Below are 26,231 nucleotides of genomic sequence, written 5' to 3'. Positions count from 1 at the left end.
CGGAGGGATCCGCCGTGGCTCAGAGCACCGCCGTCAAGCCGGACACCGGCACCGCGCGTCCGGCCGACGACACCGAGTTGGGCCGGACCACGATCGCGTCGTCGGTCGTGCAGAAGGTCGCGGGCATCGCGGCCAGGGAGATCTCCGGCGTGCACGCCGTGGGCGGCGGTGTGTCGCGGGCGTTCGGCGCGCTGCGCGAGCGGATCCCCGGCGCGGGCACCGCGAGCACCGCCGGCGTGGCCGTCGAGGTGGGCGAGCGGCAGGCCGCGGTCGACCTGGACATCATCGTCGAGTACGGCGCGAGCATCGTCGACCTGGCGCGGGCCGTGCGGCGCAACGTGATCGGCCAGGTCGAGCGGATGACCGGGCTCGAGGTCATCGAGGTCAACATCGCGGTGAACGACATCCACCTGCCCGAGGACGACGAGGAGACCGCGCCGTCGACGGGGTCGCGGGTCGAGTGACGGACGTGGCGGAGGACGTGGAGTCGGCGCTGCTGGCCCACCCGGACGTGGCGCGGCTGGACGGCGCGGTCGCCTCCTACCTGCCCGGGCGGCGGGTGGACGGCGTCCGGGTCGGCGACCGGGTCGAGGTCGCGGTGGTGCTGCGGCCGGACCGGCCGATCGCCGAGGTGGTGTCGGAGCTGCGGGCGCACGTGGCGCGGGTGACCGGCCGCGCGCCGGTGGACGTCACCGTGGCCGACCTGGAGTTGGAGGGCGGATGAGCGCGACGCAGACGGGCCTGCTCGCGGGCCTGGTCCTGGGCTTGGCCGCGACCGGCGGGTTCACCGCGTTCCTGGTGACCCTGGCGGTCGGGGTGATCGGGCTGGTCGTGGGCCGGGTCCTCGACGGCGGGCTCGACCTGGGCGACCTGCTCGGCCGGGGCCGCGACAAGTGACCGGCCCCGACCAGGCGGAGGGGTCATTGGAGATCCACCCGACCGTCGTGCGGAAGGTGGCGGCGCACGCCGTCCGCCTGGTGCCCGGCGCGGAACCGAGCGCGGCGGTGAAGGTGGGCGTCGGCGAGGCGGACGGTGACCTGGAGCTGGTGGTGAAGCTGGCGTTGCCCTACCCCGCGCCCGTCCGCACCGCCGCCGCGGACGTCCGGCGGCACGTCACCGAGGAGGTGGAGCGGATCACCGGGTACCGGGTCCGGTCTCTGGCCTTGACGGTGTCCGCGCTGCGCGCCCCGACCCGGCCGCGGGTGGTGTAGGTGCGGGTCCTGCTGCGGGTGCTGTCGCCGTTGCTCGGGCTGGCGCTGGCCGCCGCCGGTGCGCTGCTGGCCGTCGCGGTGGTCCGGCACTGGACCGGACGCGCGTGGTCGCTCCCGGACTGGTCCTGGGTGGACCGGCCGGTGCTCGTGCTCGGCGCGTCCCTGGCGGCCGGTGGCCTGGTCCTGCTGGTCCTGGCGTCACGGGCGGGGGTGGCGCAGCTGCCGTTGGACGACCCGGCGGACGGGGTCCGGGTGGTGACCACGCCGACGTCCCTGGCCCGGGTGGTCGGGCACCGCGTGCGGGCGGAGGAAGGCGTGCTGGACGCGTCGGTCACCGCGTCGCGGCGCAAGGTGCGAGTCCGGGCGAGGAGTCGGGTGCACGACGAGGCGACGTTGCGGCCCCGGCTGCTGGAGGTGGCTCAGGCGGCGGTGGCCGACCTGCCGCTGCCCGTGCGGCCGAAGGTGTCGGTCGTGGTCATCTCACCCAAGGACCGCCCGTGAACCGCTCGAACCGCGTCGAACGCGTGATGGCGGCCGTGCTCGGCGCGCTCGCGCTGCTGGTCGGCGGCGCGGCCGTGCTGCTGCACCGGTTCGACGTGGACCGGCCGGTGCTGGACCCGGTCGTGCTCGACTGGGCCCGCCGGCACCTGCTGCCCGTCCGGCTCGGGCTCCTCGCGCTCGGCCTGCTGGCCGTGGTCCTCGGGCTGTGGTGGGCGTGGCGCGCGATCCGCCCGGAACGGCACCCCGACCTGCGCCTGGACGACGTGGTGGTGACCGCCAAGGCGCTCGCGGCGGCGGTGCGGGCGGACGCCGAGCAGGTCCACGGCGTGGCCGGGGCGAAGGTGTCCGTGGTGGGCTCGCCCGCGCTGCGGCTGCGGCTGACGTTGCGGCACGGCGCGGACGTGACTCGGGTGTGGCGTGAGCTGGACGACCGCGTGCTGTCCCGGGCGCGCAGCGCGCTCGGTGTCGACGTGCTGCCCGCCGCGGTGCGGCTGGATCTGGCCAAGAGGGAGCGCCAACGCGTGCGCTAGTGCGGTCCACCAGGCAGGATGGCCGGGTGGCGCTCCCGTTGACCCCTCCCGTGCAGCCGATGCTGGCCACCGCGGTGGACAAGATCCCGACCGGCGCGGACCTGGTGTTCGAGCCGAAGTGGGACGGTTACCGCTGCCTGGTCTTCCGCGACGGCGACGAGGTGTTCCTCCAGTCCCGCAGCGGCAAGCCGCTCAACCGGTACTTCCCGGAGGCCGAGGCCGCGCTGAAGCGCACCCTGCCGCCGCGGATCGTGGTCGACGGCGAGCTCGTCGTGGCCAAGGACGACAAGCTCGACTTCGACGCGTTGTCCGAGCGCATCCACCCGGCGGAGAGCCGCGTGCGTCTGCTCGCGGAGCAGACGCCGGCCAGCTTCGTGGCGTTCGACGTGCTGGCCGTGGGCGACGACCTGCTGCTGGAGCGGCCCTGCACCGAGCGCCGTGCCACGTTGGAGGGCCTGATCACGCCCGGCGACGGCCTCTACCTCACGCCCGCGACCACTGATGGAGACCTGGCCGCGCAGTGGTTCGAGCTGTTCGAGGGCGCGGGCCTGGACGGCGTCATCGGCAAGCCCGCTGCGGGCGAGTACACGCCCGGCAAGCGCACCATGGTCAAGGTCAAGCACGCCCGCACCGCCGAGTGCGTGGTGGCCGGGCTGCGCTGGCACAAGGACACCGAACCGGGCACGGCGGTCGGCTCGCTGCTGCTCGGCCTGCACGACGACGCGGGCATCCTGCACCACGTCGGCGTGGTCGGGTCGTTCAAGGCGGCCGAACGGCGTGCGCTGGCCGAGGAGTTCCAACCCCTGATCACCACCGGCGAGCACCCGTGGCTGGTGGAGCCCGATGGCCGCCGGCTGCCCGGCGAGATCAACCGGTGGCGCGGCAAGCACGCCGACTGGGTGCCGTTGCGGCCGGAACGCGTGCTGGAGATCGCGTACTCGCAGACCGAGGGCGCGGCGCCGGCCCGGCTGCGGCACAACGGCCAGTTCCGCCGGTGGCGGCCCGACCGGGATCCCGCGTCGTGCCGCTACGACCAGCTCGACCAGCCCGCCCGCTATGACGTGGAATCCGTGCTGCGAGGCGAAGTCCGCCCCGCGTGACCGCCCGGGTCGGTACGGTGACGGGCTGTGGCCGACTTACCTGTAGCCGACGTGGGCGTGCTCATCCGGGAACTCGACGACCGCATGCGGCACGACTGCCGCCGGCTGTCGATGTGGCGGGTCGTGCACCGCACCACCGGGCTGTTCTACACCGTGGTGCTGATCTTCGTGCCCGCCGTGCTCGCGGTGGGCTTCACCTCGTCGGAGACGGCGCTGGGCAAGGTGCTGCTGCTCACGGCGGCCGTGGTGGGCGGGCTGAACGTGACGTTCCGGCCCTACCTGCACAGCCTGATGCGGCGCAGCGCGGTGAACACCATGCGCCGGCTGCGCGACGAGTTCCGCGCCGACGTGGCCGACGCGGTGGAAGGCGAGATGCTCGCCGTCTACCGCAAGTACGCCGCCACCTACGCAGCGATCTTCGAGGAGCGCGGCGGCGAGCTGATCGACGGGCGGCTCAGCAACGACGAGCCACCGCCCGAGCAGCCGCCCAAGCCCCAGCCCTAGGACCGGGCGGCCTTCGCCTTCGCCACGAACTCGGCCACGCTCTGACGTGCGACTTCACGTCCGATCAGGTCGAGCGGCAGGTCGTCGGTCCGCTTGAACCGCACGCAGCTCTTGCCCATGTCGAGCTTGCGGCCGGTCGCTTCGAACTCGGCCCGGAACTCCTGCTCGCGCTCGCCGTAGACACCCATCAGGTACAGCGAGACGTGGTTCTTCTGCGACGCGAGCGACACGTACCCCAGCGGCTGCCCGTTGTAGGTCTTGCCGGACACCTCCAGCGGCACCGAGTAGGTGATCATGCCCCACTGGATGCCCTCGACGTACCCGTCCGGCAGGTTCGCCAGGATCACGTCCCGCACCGCGGACACCGTCGCCCGCCGGTCCTCGGGCAGCTCGGCCAGGTACTCCTCGACCGTTGCGGCCTCGCTCTGGGCCATCGCTCACACCTCCGGTCTCGCGGTCCGGGTCGCCCCGACCGACGCCAGCACCACGCAGAACACCGCGACCCACTGCGCCGGGTGCAGCGACTCGTGCAGCAGGATCAGCCCGGCCAGCGCCGCCACGGCGGGCTCCAGGCTCATCAGGATGCCGAACACGCGCGGCGGGATCTTGCGCAGCGCCTCCAGCTCCAGCGAGTACGGGATCACCGACGACAGCAGCGCCACCGCCGCGCCCGCGATCAGCACCACCGGGTCGAGCAGCATCGTGCCCGCCTCGGCCACGCCGAACGGCAGCGCCAGGGCCGCGCCGAACACCATCGCCAGCGCCAGGCCCTTGCCGTCCGACGTGCGGCTGCCCAGCGCCGCCGCCAGCAGGATGTACCCGGCCCAGCACACCGCCGCGGCCAGCGCGAACAGCACCCCGGGCAGCGCCAGGCCGCCGTCCACCCTGGTCAGCAGCAGCACGCCGGCCGCCGCGAGCAGCGCCCACAGCCCGTCCAGCCAGCGCCGCGACCCGAGCACGGCCACCGCCAGCGGCCCGAGGAACTCGATGGTGACCGCCGCGCCCAGCGGGATGTGCTTGATCGCCTGGTAGAAGGTCAGGTTCATGGCGCCGAGCACCAGCCCGTACCCGGCGATGACCGCGTACGTCCGCCGGTCCAGGCGCAGCGACGGACGCCACACCAGCAGCAGCACGACGGCGGCCAGCAGGAGCCGCAGCGTGACCGTGCCCGCGGCACCCGCCTGGGTGAACAGCTGCTTGGCCACGGCCGCGCCGACCTGCACGCTGACCACGCCCAACAGGACCAGAGCGGTCGGCGGGATCGCCCCGAACGCCTTGGCGGCGAGCGTGACCGGACCCGATCGGCCGAGCCTGCGTTCGGGGACGCCTTCGATGTGCACCGTGACCACGCCGACATCCTCCCCCAGCCCGCTCACCGAAGTCTCACCTGGACTGTGTGAGGCTCTGCACCACACCTTCGGGAGACCAATGCCGTGGGAGAGAGCGAGGGGACCGCTGTGCCGCGTCGGCGTCACGCCACTTGGATGCTGGTGGCTCTGAGCGCGCTGGCCGCGTGCAGCGCGGGTCCGTCGACCCGGCCGGTGATCGCCGTGCACGGTGACGGCGAGCAGCCGTCGTCGGCCACCGTGCCGTCCGGTCCGCGCGAGGTCCCGCCGCTGGCGAGCTTCGAGACGCCCGGCATGGCGTGGTCGTCGTGCACGGACTCGACGCGCGAGCGGATGGGTGACTCGGCGCCGGCGGGCACGTGGGAGTACGAGTGCACGCAGCTCACCGTGCGGCTGGACGTGCCGAGCCGTCCCGGGCGGGGCAGCCTCGGCATGTCGCTGCTGCGCGTCGGCACGGGCGGCAGCCCGCTGGTCGTGGTCGGCGAGGCGGGTGGTGAGCCGGGGACGGTGAAGGCCGCGCGGCTGGCCGCGAGCCTGCCCGCGACGGTGCTGAGCACGTACACGCTGATCGGTGTGGACCGGCGGGGCACCGGCGAGTCGGACCCCGTGCAGTGCATGCCGGACGCGGCGCGGGTGGGCATCGTGGAGGCCGATCCCGGTGCGGAGTCGAACGAGGACCTGGTCGACGCGTACACGCTGGCCAGCCGCGAGTGCGTGCTCGACATGGAGAACCGGTTGCCCGCGGTGGACTCGTGGCGCGCGTCGGCCGACCTGGAGCAGTTGCGCGAGGCGTTGCACGTGCCGCACCTGAACGCGGTCGGGTTCGGTGAGGGTTCGCGGGTGCTGACCCTGTACGCGGCGCGGTTCCCGGACCGGATCGGGCGGATGGTGTTCGACGGCGCGCCGGACCCGACGCTGGACGTGACGGCGGTGTCGCAGACGCGGGCGGTGGCGGCGGAGGAGACGTTCTCGGCGTTCCAGAAGGACTGCGTGATCCGGGGCTGCCCGCTGGGTGCCGGTGCGACGGACCGGTTCAAGGCGCTGCTGGAGTCGTTGCGGGACAAGCCGTTGCGCGGTGGTGACTTCGACCTGACCCCGGGTACTGCCACGGAAGCCGTCCTGGCCGGCATCGCGGACCGCTCGCGGTGGACGGCGCTGGCCGACGCCATCGTGGCCGCGGAAGGTGGCGACGGCGCCAAGCTGAGCGCCTTCATCGAGCCGCTGCTGGTCGAGCAGGAGGACGACCCGCCCCGCATCGACGCCGCCGTCATCACCGGCTGCAACGACACGACGACCCGCGTGCCGCCCGAGCGGGTGGCCGGCCTGACCGCGGACTGGCGCACCAAGCACCCGCTGTTCGGCACCTACTTCGCCCGCAAGCTCCTGGCCTGCGGCCCCTTCCCCGTGCCGCAGCAGGTCAAGGTGCCGAGGCTGGTCGGTGCCCCGCCGATGCTCGTGCTGACCACGTCCACCGATCCGGTAACGCCCCGCGACGGTAGTGAACGTGCCGCCCAAGCCCTGCCCGCCGGGGTCGTGGTCGGCTGGCAAGGTGGCGGTCACGGCGCACTCGGCCAGTCGGCGTGCGCGACGAGGGCGGCGGAGGAGTTCTTGGTGGACGCCAAGGTCCCGTCCAACGGCACCGTCTGCCCACCGTGACCCACCCTGCACACCGCTCGCCGACCCACTAACCTGCCCTCGGTGCCGACGCGTCCAACCCGCCAGGCCCCCACCCGACCAAACACAATCGGGTGATCATCGCCCAAAAATGTACGGAAACACCGTTACCGCACCTCGGTTGAAAACCAGCGGACCCGCCGAAACCACCCCCTCCGCCCAACCCCAACCCGCCCGACTCCACCCCCGCTCAAATCGCCCCCAGCCTCCAGCCCTCCGCCCCCAGCCCCCCGCCCACCACGACCCCAGCCCTCGCCCACGACCCCGGACCACGCGAGCCCGGACCGCCGCCAGCAGACGAGCCGTGGAACGGTCAGCGGCGAGCACCGCGGCACACCGTCGTCGGCGCTTGACGAGACAGGGCAGCGGCGTGGGCCCCGTGAAGCGGTGCGCCGTCGAGCTGATGCCCGGCGCCAGATGGATCGGGCCCGGGCAGGCGGAAATCGGCGTGTCGCCAGTGGCTCGGGGGAAGTCAGGGTCGTGCCCGAGCCGCGAGGAATCCCAGCGCACCAGTCGTTGCGCGTGGCAAGGCAGGTGCCGCCCCGGGTTGCTGTGAGGCCGCGCGCCGGGTTTTGGGCGCTGGGCAAGGCAAGCGCCGCCGGGTCCTGCGGCGCCGACTGCGCCGCGTGGTTGGCGGAAGGGCGGTTGGCGGGAGGAAGGGCAGAGGCGCCTCAAGCCGGTGCGAAGCCAGGGCGTCACCGGGTGGCGCGAGGCAAGGCGAGCGCCTTGCGCGAAGCCGCGAAGCCGCGAAGCCGCGAAGCCGATTGCACGGCGTGGTTTGGCGGCGAGGCAAGTGGGTGGGAGCGGGGTTGCCCGGGTTTGGCGGTGGGGTGTTGATGAGGTGAAGGTTGGTGGATTGGAGGTTGGGGGTTGGAGGGCCGGTGAGCCGCCGCCAACCTGGCGCGGTCGGTTGGGGGCGGGTGGTCCCGGGCCCCGGCTCGTTGGGCGGCCGGGGCCGGGGGTTGGTTGGTGTGTTGTCGGGCGGAACGGTTGGTCAGCAGCTGGAGCAACACCCGCAGCCCGGGCCGGTGCATCCGGTGCAGCAGCCGCAGCTGCCGAGCTGCGCTTGCTCAGCCGTCGTGTTCTCAACAACCATCTTGTGCCTCCGCGGCGTCGAGGGACTTCGTGCGACCGAAGGTATTTCGACCCCACCGTCCGCCCCTACCGCCGGCCAGGGGAAGTACCCTCACCCGATCGCGGAACGGCAATCATCAGGATGTTGCAATACGTGTTCGCGCCAGGTCAGCCCGTCAGTTCGGCCAACGCCCGCTGAGCCGCCTCCAGCTCCGCCCGCAACTGCTCGACCCGCGCCAAGTGCCGCTCGCGGGCCGCGCTGAGCACGCTCTCGACCGCCTCGTCGACCTCCGCCGGCAGCAGTTTCGCCGCCTGCGACACCGCCGACGCGGCCACCGGCGCGGCCCTCAGCGTGCGCTTCGAACCCCACTGCACGTCGACCGTCCACTCGCCCTCCGCGGTCGACGACAACGTCACCGTCACCTCGGCCGGCTTCGCCTGCTTGCGCGCGGCGGGCCTGCGTTCACCCGAAGCGGGAGCCGAAGTGGCAGGAGCGGGTGCGGGCTTCGGCTTCGGAGGAGCCGGTGCGGGCCCCGGCGTGTAGATGTGCTCGACCGGGGCGGGGGCCACGGGAGCGGCGGCGGGAGCGGGAGCCGGGGTGCGTTTGCGCGGAGCCGGTTTCTCCACGGTCAGCTCGGCCGGTGAGAACGACAGGTCGTCCTTCTCCCCGGTCGGCCGCACCTGGATGAAATCACCCTCCGCGGGCTCGCTGAACGCCACCACCTTCGCCGAACGCCCGGCCTCCACCCCCACCGCGGCGGAGGTGAACCAGACCGCGGGCGGACGGCCCGCGGCCAACTCCGCGCGCAGGTGGTCGATGTCCTGCGGGGACAACGAGCTCTGCTTCGCCTTCGCCATCGCCTACCTACCTCCACGACTTGCACAAGATCCGTCGTGTGCAGCTTGCCCTACGCCACCGACAATTCCGCGAGCTGCCGGTCGTGCGCACGCCCGAGCGCCCACTGTGCGACCACCGACCCCACGAGCGCAAGGAGCATGTCCCAGTGCGTGTCCCAGACATCCCCTTGCGTGCCAAGGAAGTCCGTCGCCGCCTCGCCGCCGATCACCGCACCGGCCCACTCCACGAACTCGTACCCCGCGCTCACGGCCAGGCACGTGGCCGACACGAGGAAGAACGTCCACCGCCCCGGCCGCAGCGGGGTCCGCCGCAACAAGATCTCCCGCACCAGCACCGCGGGCACGAAACCCTGCACGAAGTGGGCGAACCGGTCGTAGTGGTTGCGGTCGGTCCAGAGGTCGCCGAACGGCACCTCGGCGTACGTGTAGTGGGCGCCGAGCGCGAGCACCAGGGCGTGGCCGAAGATCAGCCAGTACGCGAGCGCGGTCAGCGGGAACCGGCGGCGGGTCCAGGCCAGCAGGGGCAGCGCGATGAGGATCGGCGCGACCTCCAGCAGCCACGCGGGGTAGCTCTTGGGCCGGATGGCGGACACCACGACCGCCACCACGACGAGTACCGCGAGGGTGACGGGCAGGCGGTCCTTGGGCTCCATCCCGCAGATCCTGCCACCCGGCGGGCACCGGCGTGCAACAGTCCACAAAGGACGGGCGGCGGAGCGCCCGAAGGCCTCCGCCGCCCGCGCGCAGCCCTAGATCGGGTTGCCGTTGGTGCCGCAGATGCGACCCGCGTTCACGCAGTTCCGCACCCGTCGTTCGAGTTCCGGCTGGTCCCACGCGTTGATGAAGTCACCGTGGAAGGTGTACCCCGGCGCGTTGGTGACGTTGACCCCGTTCACCGTCCCGCCCAGCGACAGCCCGCCGCCGTTGACCGGGTAGGTGATCAGGAACTCCATCCTGGGCAGGACCACGGGGTGCGTGGACGGGCACGAGCCCGCCCAGAACACGATGTGGTCCTTGTGGTTGGCGCTGTCGAGGTCCCGGCCGTTCCAGCAGGTCGGGAAGTCGAGGTAGGTCTCCAGCTTGGTGCCCGCCGGGCAGTTCAGGAAGTCCCGGCTGGACGGCGACTGCGTGGTGCACGACCACCGCGCGGCCGGGTTCTGGTCCGGGCTGGTCGCCCGGGCGTTGCCGACCACGTACCTCATGTTCGGCGGGTGCGCGACGGCGCGTTGCATGTCGTGGATGCCCTGGTAGTACACGGTGACGCTCTCCGGCGCGACCGGCTGCCCGTTCTTGTAGAGGGTGGGCACCCAGTAGGCGGACAGGTCGACCACCGGGTCGCACGTGGTGCCCGCCGCCTTGAGCGACGTGTACGTGGACGACGCGTTGGTCGACCGGTTGCCGAAGAACTCGTGTACGTGCGACACGCCGGTCTGGTTGGGGTAGATGATCGGGTCGTTGCCGGACCGGTGGCTCGCGCGGCAGTTGGCGCGGAACTCCGAGGCGGCCTGGATGCCGGCTTGACCCTCGATGGCCGCGGCCTGGTGCGCGTCCGGTGCGGCCGGGTGGTTGTCGTGGTTCACGGCGTGGTTCTGCGCGGGGCCCGCGCCCGCCGGCTGGTATGCGACCACCGACCCGATCAGGGCCAGTGCCAGCGCGACGGACGCGGCGCCGATGACACCTCTCAATCTCGCGTTCATCCGATCTCCTCCGGTGGAGCGGGATGCGGCGGCAGGTCTAGGAGCCGAACGTGATCCAGTTGACGTTGACGAAGTCGGCCGGCTGGCCGCTGGTGAAGGTGAGGTAGACGTCGTGCTTGCCGGTCAGGCCGGTGATGTTGGCGGGCACGGTGCGCCAGCTCTGCCAGCCGCCGGTGTTGGCGATGGCGAAGCTGCCCAGCGGTGCCGCCGTGGGGCTGCCGACGCGGACCTCGACCAGGCCGCTCACGCCACCCGCCGCGCCGCTGGCGACCCGGGCGATGAACTGCCGCCCGGTGCGGGTGCCGAAGTCGACGCCCCGGAACAGCGCCCACTCGCCGTTGGCGATGCCGGCGATGTTCTGGCCGCCACCGGTGTCGGTGGTCGTCTCCTTGAACACGCCCTGGTGCTGGTCGTAGGACTCGGCCTGGATGGTGGCGAAGGCGTCACGGCTGACCGGCGGAGCGGTCGTCGTCGTGGTCGTCGTCGTGGTGGTAGTGGTGGTCGTCGTAGTGGTAGTCGTCGGGTTCACGCCGCCGGTGCCGGAGTCGGTACCGCTGCCCACCGGACCGCGCCACGCGGTGGACGACGCCGGCACGGAGAGGGTCTGCCCGTCCGAGAACGTGACCGTCGCCGTCGTCGTGCCGGGGTTGTAGGCGACGTACGTGCGGGCGCCGTTCTTGCTCAGCACGGCGTGCGTCGGCACGTTCGCGGTGACGGACGTGTCGGGCGTGCCGTAGGTGTTCAGGGACGTGATCCAGTGGTAGGCGTGCGCCCGCGAGTCGCCGTCCTCGGGCGGCAGGCCGGAGCCGTAGTTGGCCAGTGCCTGCGCCGGGTCGGCGATCGCCAGGAACTGGGTGATGACGTCCTTCCACTCGACCTCGGTGCCGCCGTTGTTGGCGCGCAGCTCGTTGACGTTCTGCAGGATGTCGGCCTTGTAGTCGGCGTGGTACAGCGAGCCGCCGGTGATCGGCAGCATGTTGATGCCGTGGATCTCCTCCGGGTTCGCCGTCCACCACGTGCTGTAGCTGGCGCCCGCGCCCCACACCATGCCGACCGTGCCGTGCTGGAACGCCGCCGGGAACACCGTGTCGTCCTTGTCGAACCAGTACTGGGCGATCGTGCTCTCCTGCGTGGTGTGCAGGTAGATGCCCGCGTCGCGCAGCGCGGTGTCGCCGGTCGCCTGGCCGAACAGCACCGCGGCGGTGGCGAACATCATCGCCTCGGACGACGACTCCTCGTTGTTGCCGTGCGCGAAACCGGCGTGGCCGGACGCCCAGCCGTGGCCCGCGTAGGCGTCGAAGTTGCGCAGGAACGGGAAGCGCGTCTCGCCGCGGTCGTAGTTGTTGGCGTCCTTGACCAGCAGCTTGACCATGCCGCCGTACCGGGAGTCGGACGCCCACGCCGGGTCGTGCTGCGCGAGGATCGCCGCGGCCAGCACGTAGTAGCCGTAGTGGAAGTGGTGGTCGTTCAGCTCGGCGTCGGTGCCGTAGGAGGCCTTGTAGCCGATCAGCGTGCCCCACGTGGCGTCGTAGGCGAAGTGGTTGCCCGCTTCGCCGGGCGTCGCGGTGAGCCAGTCGGTGAGCCGGTCGCGGAGCATGCCCAGCAGCCGGTCGCGGCCGGCGGTGTAGCCGATCTGGTTGGCCACCCGGGCCAGCGCCGCCAGGCGCCACAACGCCTTGCCGGTCCAGTAGGTGTCGCCCGCGCCCTTCCACGGGTCGGCGGCGTTGAGCTCCTGGTCGATCTCGGCGCGCAGGCGGTTCTGGTCGGCTGCCGGGGACAGGGGGAGCGCGGGCAGGACGCCGTTGAACGTGCTGCGGGTGGTGAACGACGAGCCCTCGCGCAGCCGCATCTCACCGCGCGGGGAGGTGTAGCGGTAGGCGGTCATGGCGTCGGTGGAGTTGAGCCACTGGTGCCGGTAGAGGGCCTGCAGGGTGCCGGTCTGGGTGCCCTGGCGTGCCGTGGTCGTGGCCGTGTAGGTGGCCGTGAGCTGGGCGTTCGCCGAGTTGTAGGTCCAGTTGACCTTGGTGTCGGTCACGAACGAGAACGCGTAGCGCTGGAACAGCGCCAGCGCGTCGCGGCTCGGCAGCACGGCCACCGAGAAGAACGCCGCGTTGGAGGTGGCCTCCGCGGTGCCGACGACGTTCCAGGTGCTCGGCGAGAACAGGGCGTAGTCGCGGCCGTTGATCGTGACGCCGAGGGTGGTGCCGGTGTTGCTCCAGATCGTGGTGGCGCCGTTGAAGCCGACGCGCGCCGCGCCGCCGCTGGCCTCCGCGTACACGTACGGGGAGCCGTGGCCGATGGTGGTGCGCAGGGTGCGCGCCCCATCTGTCCACAGTGGACTTACCGTCCAGTCGGACCAGCCGTCGACCTGCGTGCGCGGCGCGTTGAGGCCGCTCACGCCGACGAACAGGTCGTCCCGGTGCATGAACTCGTAGAACCGGCCGTCCGGGGTGATGTTCGGACTGGTCGGGTAGCCGACGCCCAGGCCCTGCGCCGCCGCGTGGAACGTCAGCGGGTGGGCGTACATGTTCTCGGAGTAGGGGTTCCCGGGGTAGCGCTGGAAGGCCAGGGACGACCACCAGTCGTTGGTCGGGACCGGGCGGCCGACCATCCGGGACGTGACCTTCGGCGTCAGGGGTGCGCCGTTGGAGTCGGACGGGCCGACCGCGCCCGCGGGGCGGGTGGTGGCGTAGCTGCCCGCGCCGACCGTGACGGCATCGGCCGTTCCGGGTAGGGCGAGCGGGATCGCGGCAGCCGCGGCCACGGCGACCACCAGGGCCGCCAGGTGGGGGCGGATTGAACGCACAGGGACCTCCAGCAGGGACTCACAGCTCTGTGAGAGCGCTCTCACGCAAGCCAAACGGTAAACCGCAGGTAAGGCGTGTGTCTACGGTTGGCCGCTTCTGACTCTGTTAAGAGCCCCTGGTGAGTCAGTCCTCGACGCGGAGGCGGTACTCGCAGCCGTACTCGACGGCGTACTGGAGGTCGTAGTGGTGCACGATCTTCGGCCCGCCGTGCAGGTGGACGTGGGTCACGGTCTGCTTCGGGGCCTCGGGCGGCTTGGCGTGCGAGTCGACCCGGCCGTCGAGCGGGCCACCGACGAACCGCACCACGTACGCCTGCGTCATCGGCTTGCCTCCCTCTCTTCGGCGTTGGCGTCCATGGTACGAGAGGACCAGTCGGATCGCGGCCGATGCGTCGTCGGAAACAGCCGGTTGGCCGAAGGTCCGGCAGCTCGGTGCGGCTCAGGCCCGGCTCAGGCGGCTCAGGCGCCGAACCAGTGGTCGGCCAGCTCGTCCAGCGTGGTGGCCCGCGTCGGCACCTCGCGCAGGTACCAGGCGAGGTTCGAGAAGACGTGCAGGAGCGTGTAGGCGAGCACCTTCCGCGGGTCGACCGCGCGGCCGTAGCCGTCGTGCAGCGCCCGGTTGGCCTGGCGTTCGCCGCGGGTGAGGAAGACGCCGGTGGCGACGAACTCGTACTCGCGGGCGGCGCGCATGGCCGGTTCGAAGTCGAACAGGCCGGTGAGGCGGCCGTCCTCGACCAGGAGGTGGGCGCTCATCACCTCGGTGTGCGCCAGCACCAACTCGGGTCGCCCGAGGTCGACGGAGTCGAGGAAGTCCGAGATCTGCTCCAGCCAGCGCGGGGCGAGTTCACGACCGCGCTGCCGTTCGACGCACCCCTTCCGCTGCGTGCGCACGAACTCCGCCCAGTCGTCCGGCCCCAACGGCGGCGGCGTGACCTCGTGCAGGGCCGCCAACGCTTCCCCCACCTGCCGTGACACCTCACGCCGGGACGCCGCGTCAAGGCCCGGCCACACGTCCTTCAGGCTGGCGCCACGCAGCCGTTCCATGAGGACGTACCCCCACCCACCGAACTCCCCCGCCGCGTGCAGCTCGGGCGTCGGCACCGGCAACCGCCCTTGCACCGCCTCCAACACGTCCCGCTCGGTCGCGACCTCGTCCAGGTGGACCGCGGGGAACAACTTCACCACGTGCCGGTCCCCCACCGCGTACACGGGCAACGACCCGTCCGCGAACCGCTCCACGTGGCCGGACACCCCGAGGTGCCCCAACAACGCCTCCACCCCCGGCCGCAACGCGTCGTCGTCCAACGCCTCGAACTGCTCTTCGGTCACCGCAGGCGGAAAGCTCACGGCCGGCAGGCTAGATCGTCCACCCAGCGCGGGCGACCTATTATCGACCGTCTTCGTCCGGCTCCTCGGCCTGGAGCTCGACCTCCGCGTCCACCCCCGCCTCGTCCAACACCGCCCCGATGGCATGGGCGACGGCCGCGGAATCACGAGCCGACACGTCGGCGGGCAGGACAACCTCGATGCGTCGAGCGTTCATGCGGCCACCATCCTCCCGCCCCTCCGGACCACGCGATCCCCCGTCCGTGACGCGAGGACCAGCGGTGCTCACCTGTGGCGCCGCCGCCACCCAGCCTGACGCCGTGACCTGCGCAGCCACAGAGCCAACCGCCCCCGACCCCGCCCCTCTGGCCCACCGAACACCACTCGGACGGATGACCCGATCAGACCACCTCGCCCACCGGAGCAGACTACGAACCCCGGACGCCCGGCCTCTGATCGGCTTCACCGGCGCGTGCGCCGTGGTGTCGAAGCGGGCCGGCACCGACGTCAGGCAGAGCTGATCGGCGCCTCTCGTCGGCCGTTCGAGACGACCACCTTGACGTGGACAATCCGGTGCCAGGTGCCCGCACGGCCGTCGATGGGGCCGTGTTCGTCGGCAGGCCACCACCCCGCGGGCCACGACGCGAAACTCGACGCTCGGTGGCCGGTCACAGCTTCCTCGAACCGGCTTCCCCCGGCGAACGACGCACCGCCGGCAACGGCGGCCGGGACTTCCCGCTCGCGGGAGCGGGTCGGCTGGAGCGGGGTAACGGCTCGGGGCGGTCTCCGGTCATGTCGGCATCATCGGCGAGCCGTCGTTCGTCGTTCCGCCCCACCCCGTCGTCCGCGGTCCGCGCGTCTCCTAGTTCCGCTTCCGCGACGGCTGGACGCGCGGTGGTTCGCCGGGCATTTTCGGGTAGTCCGGTGGGTACGGCATCTCGCCCCTGTCATCGGATTCGTACCACTCCAGCAGGCGCTCGATGCCGAACGCCTCGTCGTCCAGGGACGCGTGCGGGTCGCCGTTGTCCGCCAGGTACCCCGGCACGGTGAGCACGTCGAAGTCGTCCGGGTCCACAGTGGACAGGCAGTCCCACGTCACCGGGGTCGACACGGTGGCGCGCGGGGTGCCGCGGACCGACCAGGCGGAGGCGATGGTGCGGTCCCGGGCGGCCTGGTTGAAGTCCAGGAAGACCCGTTCGCCGCGTTCTTCCTTCCACCACGACGTGGTCGCCTTGTCCGGCACGCGCCGTTCCACCTCGCGGGCCAACGCGATCACGGCGTGCCGCACGTCCACGAAGTCCCACTCGGGCCGGATGCGCACGGCCACGTGGATGCCGCGGCCGCCGGACGTCTTCGGGTACCCCGTGAGCCCCAGCTCGTCCAGCACCTCGCGCAGCACCATGGCGACCTCGACCGCGTTCCGGAAGTCGGTGCCCGGCTGCGGGTCGAGGTCGACGCGCAGCTCGTCGGGCCGGTCGGTGTCCGCCCGGCGCACGGGCCACGGGTGGAAGTCGAACGTGCCCAGGTTCGCCGCCCACGCCAGCACGGCGGGCTCGGTCGGGCACACCTCGTCCGCGGGACGGCCGGACGGGAACTTGATGCGCGCCGTCTCGACCCACTCGGGCGCGCCCTTGGGCAACCGCTTCTGGTAGAACGCCTCCCCCGTCACCCCGTCGACGTACCGCTTCAACGTGGTGGGCCGATCGCGCAGCACCCGCAGCAGCGGTTCGGCGACGGCCACGTAGTACTCGACCACCTGGATCTTGGTGATCCCGCGTTCGGGGAAGTAGAGCTTGCCCGGGTTGGACACCCGCACCACGCGATCGCCGACGGTCAGTTCCACAGCCTGGGCCATACGGGTGAGGGTAACAACGCCACCGCCACCCCACCCGGAACCGCGAACGGGCGAACCGAACTACCGAACCGACGCCGCCAGGTACACCGTTCGGGCGAAGTGGCCACGGTGATCCACACCTACCATTGGTGCTCGATCGACGACCTCCGAGGACGCAGGCAGTCATGAATCGCGCAACCACCCGCTTTCTGATCGGCTGTGCCACCGGCCTCGCACTGCTGGCGACGGCCTGCACGTCGAGCTCGCCCGAGTCCGCGCCCACCGCGGTGGCCACCGCGCCATCGGGTGACGACTTGAACCGGGCGCTCGCCGACCTGCCGCCCTGCGAACTGCTGACCTCGGACGAGGTCGGGCGGTTGGGGCTGGAGTACCCCGGCGTGGAGGACCGGTCGGGTGACGCCGACGTGTGCAGCTGGCGCGGTGGCGCGAGCGGGCAGGCCAGTGCCGGGATCCACCCCTCCCAGGGCCTCGACGGCCTGGGCTACCGCAGCGACCAGGTCAAGCCGACGAAGATCGGCAAGTACGAGGCCGCCAGGGTCGAGGCACCGCAGGACGCCGCACACGCCTGCCACGTGGTGATCGAGACGTCGGCGTCGTCCAGCGTCCAGGTCATCGCCACCGGGGAAGCCACCTCGACCGACACCGCGGCAGCCTGCGCGCTGGCCACCGAGGCCGCCGAGCTGATCGCGCCCAAGCTCCCGTGAGGCCGGGCGCACGGCTCAGTCGTGCGCCCGCGCCCCCAGCCCGGTGACGAGCGCCTCCAGCGCCAGCTCGAAGCTGTCGTGGTCCAGTTCGCGGGCCACGGACGGCAGCAGGTGGGCCTTGTCCAGGTTCGGGTAGCGGTCCCCGTAGAACGTCTGGTCCTCGGAGAACCCGCTGGAGAACGAGCTCAGCGCCGCGCCGAACACCAGGTACATCAACGACGCCGCGATCATCGTCGCCTCACGCCGTGACCAGCCCGCCGCCACCAGGCCGCCGTGCACCACGTCCAGCCGGCGCAGCGACGCCTCGCGGTGCGCCGGCCCGTACGCCAGGAACGGCACGATGTTGGGGTGCGCGGCCAGCGCCGCCCGGTAGGAACGGGCACAGCTGCGCAGGCCGTGCCGCCAGTCGCCGCCCTCGAACCCGGAGACGTCGACCTGCTCCAGGATCCCGGCGGCCACCTCGTGCAGCAGGTCGTCCTTCGTGCTCACGTGCCCGTACAGCGACGCGGCCTGAACGCCCAGCTCAGAGGCCAGTTTGCGCATCGACAGGCCGTCCAGCCCGTCCCGGTCGATGATGTGCAGTGCGGCGGTCCGGATGCGCGAGGCACTCAGGATCGGGCTCCTCGGCATGTCCGCTCCCCTTGCCTGTGGTCGATTCCGCGCCTAGGTTAGATAACCTAACACCGTTCGGTTAGGAGGTCACCCCGGTGGATCTGCGCATCTCCGACGAGCACCGGCAGCTCAAGGACCTGGCACACCGGTTCACCGAGGAGCGGATCGTCCCCCACGCGACGCGGTGGGACCGGGATGAGGCCATCGACCGCGACCTGGTGCCCGCCCTGGGCGACGTGGGGTTCCTCGGCCTCGGCATCGACGAAGCGTACGGCGGCTCCGGCGGCGACCACTTGGCGTACTGCCTGGTGCTGGAGGAGATCGCCCGCGGTGACTCGGCCGTGCGCGGCATCATCTCCGTCTCGCTCGGGCTGGTCGGCAAGACCGTCTTCAAGCACGGCACCGAGGAGCAGAAGCGGCGGTGGCTGCCCGGCCTGTGCTCCGGCCGTGAGCTGGGCTGCTTCGGCCTGACCGAACCGGGCACCGGCTCCGACGCCGCGTCGCTGGCCACGAAGGCCGTCCGCGACGGCGACGACTGGCTGATCACCGGGCGCAAGGTGTTCATCACGAACGGGACGTGGGCCGACGTGGCGCTGGTGTTCGCCCGCACCGGAGGGCCCGGCCCGAAGGGCATCACCGCGTTCCTCGTGCCGACCGACTCGCCCGGGTTCACCGCCACCGAGATCCACGGCAAGCTCGGCATGCGCGGCCAGGCCACCGCCGAACTCACCCTCGACCAGGTGCGCGTGCCCGACGCCAACCGCCTCGGCGACGAGGGCGCGGGCTTCAAGCTGGCCATGGCCGCGCTCGACCGCGGCCGGATGTCCGTCGCCGCCGGGTGCGTCGGTGCCGCCCGTGGTGCGCTGGAGGTCAGCGTCGAGTACGCCAAGGAACGCGAGCAGTTCGGCAAGCCCATCGCCGGGTTCCAGCTCGTGCAGGAACTCCTGGCCGACATGGCGGTGGAGACCGACGCGGCACGGCTGCTCACGTGGCGCTGCGCGGACCTCGCCGACCGCGGCGAGCCGTTCAGCACGGAGGCGTCCATGGCGAAGCTGTACGCCAGCGAGGCCGCGGTGCGCGTGGCGAACAACGCCATCCAGGTCTTCGGCGGGTACGGCTACATCGACGAGTACCCCGTCGGCAAGTACTTGCGGGACACCCGCGTCACGACCCTCTACGAGGGCACCAGCCAGATCCAGAAGTTGCTCATCGGCCGGGCGCTGACCGGCGTGAACGCGTTCGCGTAGAGGGTAGAGGGAGGACGGCATGGACTTCACGCTTGACGAGGAGCAGAAGGAGATCCGCGACTGGGTGCGGACCTTCGTGCGCAAGGAGGTGGCGCCGCTGGAGCCGGAGGTGCTGCGCCGCGAACGCCTGGGGCAGCCCGGCCTGACCCGGGACGAGCTGAAGGAGCTCCAGGACAAGGCCAAGGCAGCGGGCTTCTTCGGCGTGCTCACGCCGCAGGAGTACGGCGGCATGGGCCTCGGGGCGCTCATGACGGCGTTGCTGGAGGCCGAGCTGGGCCGCACGTTCGTGCCGTTCCGGTTCGGCGGGTACGCGGACAACATCCTGTTCCACGGCAACGAGGAGCAGAAGCAGCGCTACCTGCTGCCGACGATCTCCGGTGAGCGCGTGTCGTGCTTCGCGATCACCGAGCCGGGCGCGGGTTCCGACGCCAAGGCCATCCGCACGTCCGCCCGCAAGGAGGGCGGCGAGTGGGTGATCAACGGCGAGAAGACCTTCATCACCCAGGGCAACGAAGCGGACTTCGTGATGGTGTTCGCGGTGACCGACCGAGAGAAGGGCGCGGACGGCGGCGTCACGTGCTTCCTGGTCGACCGGGACATGGGCTGGAAGTCCGAGCCGATCCCGACCATGGGCCAGTGGGGTCCGGCGGCACTCGTGTTCGACAACGTGCGCGTGCCCGAGGAGAACGTGCTCGGCGAGGTCGGTCGCGGCTTCAACCTGGCCATGCAGTGGATCGGCCAGGGGCGTTACCTGCTGCCGGCGCGGGCGCTCGGCTCGTGCGAGCGGCTGGTGGAGATGGCGATCGAGCAGGCCAAGACGCGGGTCACGTTCGGTCAGCCGATCGCCGAGTACCAGGCCATCCAGTGGATGATCGCGGACTCGGCGGTGGAGATCGAGGCGCTGCGCTGGCTCGTGCTGCACGCCGCGTGGCTGGTCGACCAGGGCGCGGACTCGCGGCAGGCGCAGTCGATGGCCAAGCTGTACGGCGGTATCAAGGCGAACGAGATCGTGGACCGGGTGCTGCAGATCCACGGCGGCATGGGCTACACGCGCGAGCTGCCGATCGAGCGCTGGTACCGGGAGCTGCGGCTGCTGCGCATCTACGAGGGCACCGACGAGATCCAGCGCCGCACGATCGCCCGGAACCTGCTCAAGGGCCACGCGAAGGTGACCGGGACGCTCGGCTGACCCGCTCGTACCCGGCGGCCCGGTGGGGCGTCACGGACCGTGTTCCACCGGGCCGTCGGGACGTAAGGCCGACCTCCACCAGGGCTCCGGGTCAGGCGAGGCTGGTGAGCATCTGGGCGCAGACGCGGGCCAGGTGTTTGCGCATCACGTCGGACGCGCGCAACGGGTCGCCGGCGGCCACGGCCGTGACCAAGGCGTCGTGGTCGTCCAGTGACGCGTGCTGGTGCGGCGGGTCGTCGCGCAGGCCGCTGCGCAGCAGCACCACCCGCTGCTGCACCAGCCGCACCTGCTCGGCGATCCGGGGACTGCGCGCCGCGTCCAGCAGAGCCTGGTGGAACGCCAGGTCCAGCCGGTACGGGAACCGTTCCCCCGCCGAGTACGCCCGCCGCGACTCCTCGCACACGGCACGCAGCCGCACGACGTCCGCGTCGGTCCGCCGGGACGCCGCCAGCTCGGCCGCCGCGCACTCCAGCGCGGTCCGCAACTCGAACAGCGCCTGCACGTCGGCGGCGTCGGCGGTCGGGACCGAAGCGCCCCGGTGCGGCGCCAGCACCAGCAGACCCTCGGACGCCAGGTGCCGGATCGCCTCGCGCAGCGGCCCGCGCGAGATGCCCAGCCGCTGGGCCAGCTCCACCTCGTTCACCCGCGCCCCGGGCGGGATGTCGCCGGTCAGCACCAGTTCGCGGAGCACGTCCACCGCCTGACCGGCCAAGCTCAGATGCAAGGGAGGTGTCACGAACGTCTCCTAGCGCGCGAGGACACCGGCAATGTTAACTGTCGACAGTTGGCAGCACACCGGTGGAGGGACGCATGGCACACGAACTGGTCGCCGAGGTCTGGCGTGGCGAGTTCCTGGAGTCGGTGCACCACGGCTCCGTGGTCGCCCTCGACCGCACCGGCCGGGAAGTGCTCGCCCTCGGCCGCCCGCACGACACCACCTACCCGCGTTCGTCCAACAAGCCGGTCCAGGCGCTGGCCATGCTCCGCCACGGCCTAGACCTCCAGGACGAACTGCTGGCCCTGGCCTGCGCCAGCCACTCGGGCGAGGACTTCCACCTCGACGGCGTCCACCGCATCCTCCACGCGCACGGCCTGACCGAGGCCGCCCTCCAGTGCACCCCCGACCTGCCCATCGGCGAGGACGCCCTCAAAGCGCACCTGCGAGCGGGCCGGGCCAAGGCGCCGGAGTACATGAACTGCTCGGGCAAGCACGCCGCCATGCTCGCGACCTGCGTCATCAACGGCTGGTCGACCCACGACTACCTCGACCCGGCCCACCCCCTCCAGCGGGCGATCCGCGACACCCTGGAGGAACTGGCGGGCGAGCGCATCGGCGCGGAAGGCGTCGACGGCTGCGGCGCGCCGCTGCTCGGCATCAGCCTCACGGGCCTGGCCAGGGCGTTCAGCGCGCTGGCCCGCGCCGAGGGCGGTCCGGAGCGGCGGATCGCGCAGGCGATGAACCGCCACCCGGAGTGGGTCGGCGGCACGAACCGCGACGTCACGAAGCTGATGCGGGCGATCCCGGGCGCGGTGGCGAAGGACGGCGCGGAAGGCGTCTACGCGCTCGGCCTGCCGACCGGCGAAGCCGTGGCGTGCAAGATCGCGGACGGTTCCAGCCGGGCCAGAGCGGTCGTCGTGGTGGCCGCGTTGCGCAAGCTGGGAGTGGCCGCGCCGGACGAACTGGCCACGTTCCCGGTGCTCGGCCACGGCCGGCCGGTCGGCGCGGTCCGACCCGCGGCCTCGTTGGCGAGTTGAGCCGCCCAGCGGCTTGAAACGCCCGATACGCTGGGTCGCATGGCCAGCGCCAGAGCCGCGGACGCACCCGACGATCGCCCGCAGGGCGACATCGACGACGAACTGATCGGCCTCGACCCCGACGACCCCGAGACCAGGGCGTTCGCCGAGCACCTTGGCCGGATGAAGCAGCAGCCACCCAGCTTCACCATCGAGGGCACCGTAGCGGGCGTCGGGCAGTTCGCGGACTCGGCGAACCGCGCCGGCGGCCTGCGCCGGCTCACCGCGGTCGTCGTGGTCGGCCTGATCCTGCTGGGTGTGCTGATCAGCGTCTGGTACTACCTGGGCACCCTCGTCTGGGTGTTCTTCTCCTGACGACCCGGCGGGTTCCGCCGACGTCCCGGCCGCCGCGGTGTCGACTAACGTGGAGGTATGGAACCTGTCGTCGGCGCCACCCCGAAGGTGGTCCGCTCCGAGTCTGAGTGGCGGGACATCCTGACCCCGAAGGAGTACGCGGTGCTGCGCGACGCGGGCACCGAACCGGCGTGGGTCGGCGAGTACACCGACACGAAGACCGAGGGCGTCTACGAGTGTCGCGCGTGCGGGGCCGAGTTGTTCCGCAGCGAGACGAAGTTCGAGTCGCACTGCGGCTGGCCGTCGTTCTTCTCGCCGCTGGCCGGTGACGCGGTCATCCTCCGCGAGGACCGCGCCCACGGCATGGTCCGGACCGAGGTGCTGTGCGCGGCGTGCCACAGCCACCTCGGGCACGTGTTCGAGGGCGAGGGGTACGACACGCCCACCGATCAGCGCTACTGCATCAACTCGGTGAGCTTGCGTCTGGTCGAAAGCCCGGACGGTCGAGCAGACTGAGAGCGCAACAGGCGAATGATGGCCGATCCGACACCAGGAGGAATCATGCGCGTTTTCAAGGGCACTGACGGCGAGGGCTCCGGCGGCGTGGACGGCGCGTCGTCCTCCTGACGGACCACGTGCGGGCGGTGTCAACCGTTCGCCAACCCTAAGGCTTGCTAAAGCCCTCTTGCTGGGGTGTGTCCTGGCGCACACGATTGCCCCCAAGCTGGTGGACCTGGTTCCACCGAGGCCCACAGGGGGTGGACCGTGGAGCGACCGTGGGGGCTTTCAGGCCCTGAATTCCTTGAGCTGTACTGGATCGCGCTGGCCGTGTCGCTGGCCTTCGCGCTCTACGTCCGAGTGCGCCTGCGGGGGACGCGGGGAGCCTCCCCCGCGGGTGTGCTCGGCGTGCTGGACATCGCTTACCTGACCGGCGGGCCTCGACGGGTGGTCGAGGCGTCCGTGGCCGGACTCATCGACTCGGGCGCCCTGGTGCCCGCCCGCAACGGCGCCGTGCGGCTCGTCGGCACTCCCGTGGCCGACCACCCGGTCGACCAGGCCGTGCTCGCCGACGCCAAGCGTTACCAATACCGGACGTTGACGCTGCTCATCACCTCGGTGTCGGAGCACGACGCGCCGCACGCGATCGGCCGCCGACTGTCCGAACTGGACTGCCTGGTCGCGCCGGACGTGGTGCGACGGCGGTTGCGGACCGGTGTCGCGCCGATGGCGTTGCTGTTCGTCGTCGGCGTGGCGCGCTGGGTGACCCAGCAGGTGGTCAACGCGCCGGTGTGGCCGTTGACGTTGCTGCTCGTGCTGACCGGCTTGCTGATCTGGGGACTGCTGCAGCCGGCTTCGAGGACGCTCACCGCGAACGGACGTGACGCGGTGGCCAAGGCTCGCGCAGGCGAGGTCACCGGGGGGTGGGGAGGGACCGGCTCGACGAAAGCCGCCGAGCTGGTCGCTCTCAACGGTTTCGGCGGGCACCCGGACATCACTTTGCGTGCGGCGGCGCGTCCACGTCCGCGTCCTCGCGTGGCGTCGAGCGGGGGTTCCGCGGCGGGGTCGTTCGGCGCGACGACAGGCGGCGGCTGCGGTGGCGGGAGCAGTTGCTCCAGCGGCAGCAGCTGTGGTGGTGGCGGGGGTGGCTGCGGCGGCGGTGGCGGCGGTGGCTGATCCCGGGGCCGACCCCGGTTGACGAGGTTCTTACGGTTCCGTGATCGCGGCCGGGTTCGACCGGACGGCTCCTAGGGTGGCGGCCATGACGTTCCTGTGGTGGTACGGCCCGGCGCTCGTCGCCGCGGTGGTGGTGGGCCTGCGGTTGAAGCGGGTCGCCGGCGCCGTGCCCGACCGGCCGTTGTCGTTCGAGGAGATCGGCTACCTCGGCGGTGGCCCGGTGCGGGCGGTCGAGGTGGCGTTGGCGGGATTGGTGGCCGAGAACCGGGCACGGGTGTCCGGTTCGGTGGTCGCGGCGGTGCCCGGTGAGGAACAGCCGGCCACCGCGTTGCAGGCGGTCGTGCTCGCCCGGCTCACGCAGCCGCGTGACCTGGACGAGCTCGTGGTCGGCGCGGCCACCAGCGGACCGGCTCGGCAGATCGGGCAACGCCTGGTCGCGGGCGGGCTGCTGGTGTCGCCGCGGCGGCGGTTGGCGCGGGCGGTGCTGGCGGTCGTGCCGGTGGCGGCGCTCGCGGTGGTCGCTGTGTTCGCAGGTCCGGGTGGGTGGGTGACGGTCACCGCGCTGTCGGTCACCGGCGCGCTCGGCGTCCTGCTGCTGTTGGGTCCGCCGCCCGTCCTGACGAGGCGTGGCGCGCGGGCGTACGAGGAGGCCACGGCGGGCCTCGCCCCGGTCGATCCGGCCGAGGTGACCGCCCGCTACGGCCTGGTCCGTTCCGGTTCGTCGCGCACCGCCGTCCCACCGCCCGTGCCGCGTGAGGGGTCGGCACGGTCGGAGACGGCGGTGTTCGACGGCGAACGGGCGGAACCGATCGCACCTGGGGAAACGTCCCAGGCACCGCTCCCGCGGCGCAGGCGTGCCGTGGTGGTCGAACCGCAACGCTGGCAGCGGCGCAACGGGTGGCTGGTGGCCGGTGGGTGGTTCGCGGGTGGATGGCTGGCTGCGCAGTGGTTGGAGGGCGATGACGGTGGCGACTCAGTGGACGCCGACTTCAGCGGGTTCGGGGGGTTCGACGGCTGAGCCCGAGGAGCAGGGATTCCTGGCCGGTGGTCCGGGCCGGGCGGCCGAGGTGGCGGTGGTGTCGCTGGTCGAGGCCGGTGCCGTGCGGATCTCGCGGGACGGCTTGGTCAGCGCGGTCGGCGGTGCGGGTCACGGTATTGGCCGGACCCCGTTGCAGACGCGCGTGCTGCGCTCGCTGCCGCGCTCGCTGGGCGACGTGATCGCCTCGACGGCGCGCGGCCCGGAGGCGCAATCGCTGCGCCGGCACCTGGTCGACCGGGGTCTGGTGGTGTCGGCGGGAAGGCGCAAGGCGGCTCGGCTCGTGCGCCGGCTGACGGTGATCGGGGCGATGGTCGTGGTGTTCGCGAAACTCGCCCTCGACCTGCCGTTCGAGGTCGCCGCCATCGCCGTCGCGGTCGCGCTGCTGGCCTCGCTGATCCTCGCCCCGTCCACCCGCCCGCTGACCCGCGCTGGCCGGCTCACGGTGCGGCGGCTGCGGGCGGTCGCGATCTCGCCGAACCGGATCGGCATGGTCGCGTACTACGGACTCCTGGGCAAGGTCGAACGCCACCACGTGTGGGAGGTGCTCGGCATCTCACCGGCCGCGGCGGCTACGTTGCGGCGGCGGTCGCGCGGCAGCGGCTCTGACGGCGGCGCCTCGTGCGGCGGCGGGTGCGGCAGTTGTGCCAGCAGCAGCTGCGGGAGCGGGAGCAGCAGCAGTTCGGACAGCGGCGGCTCGTCGTGCGGCGGCGGTGGAGGCTGTGGGGGTGGCGGTGGCGGCGACTGACCACCGGACAGCACCCACACCGCCCCAGCCCCAGCCGCAGCCACTCCGCGCTCCGAAGCCGCCGCGTCCGACGAGCCGCTCCGCCTACGGCACCCACGGGCCAAGCGGGGGTCGCGCCGCGCACGGATCACGCCCAGGCGCGGCTTCTGCGGTGGGCCGGCGGAGCAGGGTCGCACCGGGCGCGAATCACCGCCGGGCGCGGGTGCCGGCGGACGGGGTCGCGCCAGGCGCGGGCTTTCTGCGGGGCCGGGCCGCACCGGGCGCGGATCGCGTCGGGCGCGGATCGCGTCGGGCGCGGGCGTCCGGCGAGCCGACGCTACGCCGGGCGCGGGTCGCGCCAGACGCGAGCGCGGGTGGCCGTGGGCGCGTCGCGCCGAGCGGGGTCGCGGCGGCCAGCGTGTCCGTGGGCTGGGGAGGGGAACAGGGGCGCGCTGCACCGGGCGCGGGCGGT

At 72.1% G+C, this 26,231-nt stretch carries 30 protein-coding genes; 18 read left to right on the top strand and 12 right to left on the bottom strand.

Features of this window, described 5'->3' with window-relative positions:
* The first annotated feature begins 14 nt into the window (after window positions 1-14).
* Genes B0I31_RS31065 through B0I31_RS31030 form a run of 8 tightly spaced genes read left to right on the top strand, consistent with a single transcriptional unit; the run spans window position 15 to window position 3,846 of the window.
* Window positions 15-464 (top strand): Asp23/Gls24 family envelope stress response protein, encoded by a 450-nt coding sequence (locus B0I31_RS31065; RefSeq protein ID WP_106618952.1) that lies wholly within the window; start codon window positions 15-17, stop codon window positions 462-464.
* A gap of 5 nt (window positions 465-469) precedes the next feature.
* Window positions 470-724, top strand: coding sequence for a hypothetical protein (locus B0I31_RS31060; RefSeq protein WP_245950571.1), 255 nt, complete (start codon window positions 470-472; stop codon window positions 722-724).
* Window positions 721-897, top strand: a complete 177-nt coding sequence (locus tag B0I31_RS31055) for a hypothetical protein (protein WP_106618950.1) — start codon at window positions 721-723, stop codon at window positions 895-897. The genes B0I31_RS31060 and B0I31_RS31055 overlap by 4 nt, the downstream gene beginning before the upstream one ends.
* 26 nt (window positions 898-923) lie before the next feature.
* Window positions 924-1,211 carry an Asp23/Gls24 family envelope stress response protein gene (locus tag B0I31_RS31050; protein WP_245950570.1) on the top strand — a complete coding sequence of 96 codons (288 nt, stop codon included), beginning with the start codon at window positions 924-926 and terminating at the stop codon, window positions 1,209-1,211.
* Window positions 1,212-1,712, top strand: coding sequence for a DUF6286 domain-containing protein (locus tag B0I31_RS40880; RefSeq protein WP_181320555.1), 501 nt, complete (start codon window positions 1,212-1,214; stop codon window positions 1,710-1,712).
* Window positions 1,709-2,242 carry an alkaline shock response membrane anchor protein AmaP gene (locus tag B0I31_RS31040; protein WP_106618948.1) on the top strand — a complete coding sequence of 178 codons (534 nt, stop codon included), beginning with the start codon at window positions 1,709-1,711 and terminating at the stop codon, window positions 2,240-2,242. Before B0I31_RS40880 ends, B0I31_RS31040 begins: the two co-directional genes overlap by 4 nt.
* 26 nt (window positions 2,243-2,268) lie before the next feature.
* Complete coding sequence (locus B0I31_RS31035; RefSeq protein ID WP_106618947.1) at window positions 2,269-3,342, top strand: ATP-dependent DNA ligase; 1,074 nt, start codon at window positions 2,269-2,271, stop codon at window positions 3,340-3,342.
* Window positions 3,343-3,369: 27 nt separating this feature from the next.
* The gene (locus B0I31_RS31030; RefSeq protein ID WP_146174009.1) at window positions 3,370-3,846 is read left to right on the top strand and encodes a hypothetical protein; all 477 of its coding nucleotides are present in this window, start codon (window positions 3,370-3,372) and stop codon (window positions 3,844-3,846) included.
* On the opposite strand, the gene B0I31_RS31025 is transcribed toward B0I31_RS31030, so the two are convergent.
* On the bottom strand, window positions 3,843-4,280 hold the full coding sequence (locus tag B0I31_RS31025) for an iron chaperone (RefSeq protein ID WP_106618945.1): 438 nt from the start codon (window positions 4,278-4,280) through the stop codon (window positions 3,843-3,845). The genes B0I31_RS31030 and B0I31_RS31025 overlap by 4 nt on opposite strands.
* 3 nt (window positions 4,281-4,283) lie before the next feature.
* Complete coding sequence (locus B0I31_RS31020) at window positions 4,284-5,180, bottom strand: EamA family transporter (RefSeq protein ID WP_425444439.1); 897 nt, start codon at window positions 5,178-5,180, stop codon at window positions 4,284-4,286.
* Between the two features lie 150 nt (window positions 5,181-5,330).
* Here B0I31_RS31020 and B0I31_RS31015 point away from each other — a divergent pair, with 150 nt between their 5' ends.
* A complete protein-coding gene (locus B0I31_RS31015) occupies window positions 5,331-6,848 on the top strand; it encodes an alpha/beta hydrolase (RefSeq protein WP_245950569.1) in 1,518 nt (505 codons plus the stop codon).
* 1,260 nt (window positions 6,849-8,108) lie between these two features.
* Here B0I31_RS31015 and B0I31_RS42740 read toward each other — a convergent pair.
* From B0I31_RS42740 to ligD, 8 genes are all read right to left on the bottom strand, one after another.
* Complete coding sequence (locus B0I31_RS42740; protein WP_106618942.1) at window positions 8,109-8,798, bottom strand: DUF6319 family protein; 690 nt, start codon at window positions 8,796-8,798, stop codon at window positions 8,109-8,111.
* 50 nt (window positions 8,799-8,848) lie between these two features.
* The gene (locus B0I31_RS31005; protein WP_106618941.1) at window positions 8,849-9,451 is read right to left on the bottom strand and encodes a DUF2238 domain-containing protein; all 603 of its coding nucleotides are present in this window, start codon (window positions 9,449-9,451) and stop codon (window positions 8,849-8,851) included.
* A gap of 96 nt (window positions 9,452-9,547) precedes the next feature.
* Window positions 9,548-10,495 (bottom strand): DUF1996 domain-containing protein, encoded by a 948-nt coding sequence (locus B0I31_RS31000; protein ID WP_106618940.1) that lies wholly within the window; start codon window positions 10,493-10,495, stop codon window positions 9,548-9,550.
* Between the two features lie 37 nt (window positions 10,496-10,532).
* On the bottom strand, window positions 10,533-13,301 hold the full coding sequence (locus tag B0I31_RS42120) for a glycosyl hydrolase (RefSeq protein WP_245950568.1): 2,769 nt from the start codon (window positions 13,299-13,301) through the stop codon (window positions 10,533-10,535).
* Between the two features lie 124 nt (window positions 13,302-13,425).
* On the bottom strand, window positions 13,426-13,623 hold the full coding sequence (locus B0I31_RS30990; protein WP_106618939.1) for a hypothetical protein: 198 nt from the start codon (window positions 13,621-13,623) through the stop codon (window positions 13,426-13,428).
* Window positions 13,624-13,760: 137 nt separating this feature from the next.
* The gene (locus B0I31_RS30985) at window positions 13,761-14,648 is read right to left on the bottom strand and encodes a phosphotransferase family protein (RefSeq protein WP_245950567.1); all 888 of its coding nucleotides are present in this window, start codon (window positions 14,646-14,648) and stop codon (window positions 13,761-13,763) included.
* Window positions 14,649-14,688: 40 nt separating this feature from the next.
* The gene (locus B0I31_RS42115; RefSeq protein ID WP_245950566.1) at window positions 14,689-14,844 is read right to left on the bottom strand and encodes a hypothetical protein; all 156 of its coding nucleotides are present in this window, start codon (window positions 14,842-14,844) and stop codon (window positions 14,689-14,691) included.
* Window positions 14,845-15,489: 645 nt separating this feature from the next.
* Window positions 15,490-16,482: a non-homologous end-joining DNA ligase gene (ligD, locus tag B0I31_RS30980; protein ID WP_106618937.1), complete on the bottom strand. Its 993-nt coding sequence runs from the start codon at window positions 16,480-16,482 to the stop codon at window positions 15,490-15,492.
* Window positions 16,483-16,646: 164 nt separating this feature from the next.
* Here ligD and B0I31_RS30975 point away from each other — a divergent pair, with 164 nt between their 5' ends.
* The gene (locus B0I31_RS30975) at window positions 16,647-17,186 is read left to right on the top strand and encodes a DUF3558 family protein (protein ID WP_106618936.1); all 540 of its coding nucleotides are present in this window, start codon (window positions 16,647-16,649) and stop codon (window positions 17,184-17,186) included.
* Between the two features lie 15 nt (window positions 17,187-17,201).
* On the opposite strand, the gene B0I31_RS30970 is transcribed toward B0I31_RS30975, so the two are convergent.
* Window positions 17,202-17,816, bottom strand: coding sequence for a TetR/AcrR family transcriptional regulator (locus tag B0I31_RS30970; protein ID WP_106618935.1), 615 nt, complete (start codon window positions 17,814-17,816; stop codon window positions 17,202-17,204).
* 77 nt (window positions 17,817-17,893) lie between these two features.
* On the opposite strand from B0I31_RS30970, the gene B0I31_RS30965 reads away from it, so the two are divergent.
* Both B0I31_RS30965 and B0I31_RS30960 read left to right on the top strand, forming a co-directional pair.
* Window positions 17,894-19,045, top strand: a complete 1,152-nt coding sequence (locus tag B0I31_RS30965; RefSeq protein ID WP_106618934.1) for an acyl-CoA dehydrogenase family protein — start codon at window positions 17,894-17,896, stop codon at window positions 19,043-19,045.
* A 19-nt stretch (window positions 19,046-19,064) separates the two neighbouring features.
* Entirely contained in the window at window positions 19,065-20,234 is a 1,170-nt protein-coding gene (locus B0I31_RS30960) for an acyl-CoA dehydrogenase family protein (RefSeq protein WP_106618933.1), read from the top strand.
* Window positions 20,235-20,325: 91 nt separating this feature from the next.
* Here the strand turns inward: B0I31_RS30960 and B0I31_RS30955 are convergent, their stop codons facing one another.
* Window positions 20,326-20,970 carry a GntR family transcriptional regulator gene (locus B0I31_RS30955; protein WP_073891889.1) on the bottom strand — a complete coding sequence of 215 codons (645 nt, stop codon included), beginning with the start codon at window positions 20,968-20,970 and terminating at the stop codon, window positions 20,326-20,328.
* A 74-nt stretch (window positions 20,971-21,044) separates the two neighbouring features.
* Here B0I31_RS30955 and B0I31_RS30950 point away from each other — a divergent pair, with 74 nt between their 5' ends.
* The 6 genes from B0I31_RS30950 to B0I31_RS30925 all read left to right on the top strand — a co-directional run bounded on the left by B0I31_RS30950 (window position 21,045) and on the right by B0I31_RS30925 (window position 25,780).
* Window positions 21,045-21,989: an asparaginase gene (locus tag B0I31_RS30950; RefSeq protein ID WP_106618932.1), complete on the top strand. Its 945-nt coding sequence runs from the start codon at window positions 21,045-21,047 to the stop codon at window positions 21,987-21,989.
* A 39-nt stretch (window positions 21,990-22,028) separates the two neighbouring features.
* Window positions 22,029-22,343: a hypothetical protein gene (locus B0I31_RS30945; RefSeq protein WP_106618931.1), complete on the top strand. Its 315-nt coding sequence runs from the start codon at window positions 22,029-22,031 to the stop codon at window positions 22,341-22,343.
* A 57-nt stretch (window positions 22,344-22,400) separates the two neighbouring features.
* A complete protein-coding gene (msrB, locus tag B0I31_RS30940) occupies window positions 22,401-22,838 on the top strand; it encodes a peptide-methionine (R)-S-oxide reductase MsrB (RefSeq protein WP_106618930.1) in 438 nt (145 codons plus the stop codon).
* Between the two features lie 249 nt (window positions 22,839-23,087).
* Window positions 23,088-23,996, top strand: a complete 909-nt coding sequence (locus B0I31_RS30935; protein ID WP_181320553.1) for a TIGR04222 domain-containing membrane protein — start codon at window positions 23,088-23,090, stop codon at window positions 23,994-23,996.
* A gap of 85 nt (window positions 23,997-24,081) precedes the next feature.
* Window positions 24,082-25,014 (top strand): TIGR04222 domain-containing membrane protein, encoded by a 933-nt coding sequence (locus B0I31_RS30930; protein ID WP_146174008.1) that lies wholly within the window; start codon window positions 24,082-24,084, stop codon window positions 25,012-25,014.
* The gene (locus tag B0I31_RS30925) at window positions 24,956-25,780 is read left to right on the top strand and encodes a TIGR04222 domain-containing membrane protein (protein ID WP_106618927.1); all 825 of its coding nucleotides are present in this window, start codon (window positions 24,956-24,958) and stop codon (window positions 25,778-25,780) included. The genes B0I31_RS30930 and B0I31_RS30925 overlap by 59 nt, the downstream gene beginning before the upstream one ends.
* Window positions 25,781-26,231 lie beyond the last annotated feature (451 nt).

It is taken from the genome of Saccharothrix carnea, assembly GCF_003014735.1.
In the GTDB taxonomy this organism is placed as follows: domain Bacteria; phylum Actinomycetota; class Actinomycetes; order Mycobacteriales; family Pseudonocardiaceae; genus Actinosynnema; species Actinosynnema carneum.
Note: the sequence above shows the minus strand (reverse complement) of the source record. Positions and strands in the feature narration are given on the sequence as shown.

Coding starts and splice junctions, on each gene's coding strand:
- B0I31_RS31000 (WP_106618940.1), bottom strand. CDS start 10,495: ATGAACGCGAGATTGAGAGGTGTCATCGGCGCCGCGTCCGTCGCGCTG.
- B0I31_RS42740 (WP_106618942.1), bottom strand. CDS start 8,798: ATGGCGAAGGCGAAGCAGAGCTCGTTGTCCCCGCAGGACATCGACCAC.
- B0I31_RS30975 (WP_106618936.1), top strand. CDS start 16,647: ATGAATCGCGCAACCACCCGCTTTCTGATCGGCTGTGCCACCGGCCTC.
- B0I31_RS31005 (WP_106618941.1), bottom strand. CDS start 9,451: ATGGAGCCCAAGGACCGCCTGCCCGTCACCCTCGCGGTACTCGTCGTG.
- B0I31_RS31025 (WP_106618945.1), bottom strand. CDS start 4,280: ATGGCCCAGAGCGAGGCCGCAACGGTCGAGGAGTACCTGGCCGAGCTG.
- B0I31_RS30960 (WP_106618933.1), top strand. CDS start 19,065: ATGGACTTCACGCTTGACGAGGAGCAGAAGGAGATCCGCGACTGGGTG.
- B0I31_RS30945 (WP_106618931.1), top strand. CDS start 22,029: ATGGCCAGCGCCAGAGCCGCGGACGCACCCGACGATCGCCCGCAGGGC.
- msrB (WP_106618930.1), top strand. CDS start 22,401: ATGGAACCTGTCGTCGGCGCCACCCCGAAGGTGGTCCGCTCCGAGTCT.
- B0I31_RS31055 (WP_106618950.1), top strand. CDS start 721: ATGAGCGCGACGCAGACGGGCCTGCTCGCGGGCCTGGTCCTGGGCTTG.
- B0I31_RS42115 (WP_245950566.1), bottom strand. CDS start 14,844: ATGAACGCTCGACGCATCGAGGTTGTCCTGCCCGCCGACGTGTCGGCT.
- B0I31_RS30950 (WP_106618932.1), top strand. CDS start 21,045: ATGGCACACGAACTGGTCGCCGAGGTCTGGCGTGGCGAGTTCCTGGAG.
- B0I31_RS30990 (WP_106618939.1), bottom strand. CDS start 13,623: ATGACGCAGGCGTACGTGGTGCGGTTCGTCGGTGGCCCGCTCGACGGC.
- B0I31_RS31015 (WP_245950569.1), top strand. CDS start 5,331: ATGCTGGTGGCTCTGAGCGCGCTGGCCGCGTGCAGCGCGGGTCCGTCG.
- ligD (WP_106618937.1), bottom strand. CDS start 16,482: ATGGCCCAGGCTGTGGAACTGACCGTCGGCGATCGCGTGGTGCGGGTG.
- B0I31_RS30925 (WP_106618927.1), top strand. CDS start 24,956: ATGACGGTGGCGACTCAGTGGACGCCGACTTCAGCGGGTTCGGGGGGT.
- B0I31_RS30930 (WP_146174008.1), top strand. CDS start 24,082: ATGACGTTCCTGTGGTGGTACGGCCCGGCGCTCGTCGCCGCGGTGGTG.
- B0I31_RS30970 (WP_106618935.1), bottom strand. CDS start 17,816: ATGCCGAGGAGCCCGATCCTGAGTGCCTCGCGCATCCGGACCGCCGCA.